3 protein-coding genes and 1 pseudogene are annotated in these 1,640 nt (G+C 50.5%); 2 read left to right on the forward strand and 2 right to left on the reverse strand.

Features of this window, described 5'->3' with window-relative positions:
* Window positions 1-32 precede the first annotated feature (32 nt).
* Together arsC and ACTHUE_RS18250 are read left to right on the forward strand one after the other, a co-directional pair.
* Window positions 33-392 carry an arsenate reductase (glutaredoxin) gene (gene arsC / locus ACTHUE_RS18245; protein WP_004519164.1) on the forward strand — a complete coding sequence of 120 codons (360 nt, stop codon included), beginning with the start codon at window positions 33-35 and terminating at the stop codon, window positions 390-392.
* A 25-nt stretch (window positions 393-417) separates the two neighbouring features.
* The gene (locus ACTHUE_RS18250) at window positions 418-1,074 is read left to right on the forward strand and encodes a YdcF family protein (RefSeq protein ID WP_107792281.1); all 657 of its coding nucleotides are present in this window, start codon (window positions 418-420) and stop codon (window positions 1,072-1,074) included.
* Between the two features lie 70 nt (window positions 1,075-1,144).
* Here ACTHUE_RS18250 and ACTHUE_RS18255 read toward each other — a convergent pair whose 3' ends face one another.
* Window positions 1,145-1,396, reverse strand: coding sequence for a hypothetical protein (locus ACTHUE_RS18255; protein ID WP_070826712.1), 252 nt, complete (start codon window positions 1,394-1,396; stop codon window positions 1,145-1,147).
* Window positions 1,397-1,513: 117 nt separating this feature from the next.
* Window positions 1,514-1,640 (reverse strand): annotated as a pseudogene (locus tag ACTHUE_RS18260) (ABC transporter substrate-binding protein); the annotation flags it as partial.

A 1,640-nucleotide genomic window follows, 5' to 3' on the forward strand; every position in this document is an offset into this window, starting at 1 on the left:
TTGAATGATTTTGCAATAATACGGAGACTTTCATGCCGTCTGAATTCACACTTTATCACAACCCGCGTTGCAGCAAATCGCGTGCCGCGCTGGCTTTGCTCGAAGAAAAAGGCGTTGCCGCCGACGTAGTCAAATATCTGGATACCGCGCCCGATTTGGCGACTTTGCAGGATATGTTTGCCAAACTCGGCATCGAGTCGGTGCGCGGCATGATGCGCACGAAAGACGATTTGTACAAAGAATTGGGTTTGGACAATCCCGATTTGGACAATGCCGCCCTGCTTCAGGCAATCGCCGAACACCCTGCCCTGCTTGAGCGTCCCGTTTTGGTAACGCCTACGCGCGCAGCCATCGGCCGTCCGTTGGAAAACATTGCCGCCCTACTCGGCTGACGGGGTTGGATAAGGCCGTCTGAAGATGATTTCCCTGCTTAAAAGCCGCAATGGCTTGCGATACTACCTATTTCGCGGCCTTGCTTTGAGCGTTTTGTTGGTGTGCGGTATTTTTTTGAGTGGCACATGGCAGATTTACCGGACAGGTTTGCAAACCTTGCCGAAGGACGCTCATGCCGATGCGGCGGTGGTGTTGGGTGCGGCGGCGTGGGACAAACGCCCGTCGCCGGTATTCCGTGAGCGCATCAACCATGCCATCACGCTCTACCAAAGCCATCGGGTCGGCAAAATCATTTTCACCGGCGGTACGCCCAAAAAAGGATTTATGACCGAAGCCGAAGTGGGGCGCCGATACGCACTCAAGCAGGGCATACCGGCGCACAATATCCTGTTTGAAAACACGTCGCGCAACACTTACGAAAACCTGCGCAATGTCGTCCCCATCATGCACGCCAACGGAGTCGGCAGCATTATCGTTGTCAGCGACCCGTATCATTTGGCTCGCGCCGAAGAAATGGCCGCCGATTTGGGCTTGTCAGACGCGCAGTTCTCTGCCACACCGACCACGCGCTTTGACGAGCGCAGCAAGAAAGCCAAGTTTCTGATGCAGGAGAGCTATTCTTTGTTTCTCTACCGTATCGGCAAATGGAGCGATGCGGTTTGGAATTGGATAGGTGGTTGAGCCTTCGGTAATCCATGTAAAAGGCCATCTGAATCCTTTTAGGTTTCAGACGGCCTAAATGTATGCTTACTTATTGATATTGATTTGCAGCTGCACTGCCAAAAATGACTACAGCTACAGCCAGTACCAGATAGATGACAAACAGAATCAAGGCAGCCTTGAAATAATTGGCTTTATTCGGATTGGTGTTTGAGCCGAATGCCCATACAAGCGTCATAACTATATTGACTAGCGGAATCATCAAAATCAAGTTTGTTAGCAACCATTCTTTGATGCTGACGACCGGAGCCTGAGGCTGGTCGATTTGGTTTTGTCCGTTCATACGTACCCAGTAATTTTGTTGAAAGAACAGTAATTATACTCATTAAATCTTTATCGGCATAGCATGTTCAGGCCGTCTGAATCTTCAGGCGGCCTGAGCCTATGATTTTTGCAGCCACTATTTCAATCGGATGTAAAACGTACCGTCCGGCACGACGGGCAGGTATTTGCGGTAGAAGTCCAGATAGGTCTTGTTTGGGTCTATGTCGGCAAACTGCTGCGGATACAGGGTTTTGGCGATAAAT

It is taken from the genome of Neisseria sp. P0021.S005, from assembly GCF_051956955.1.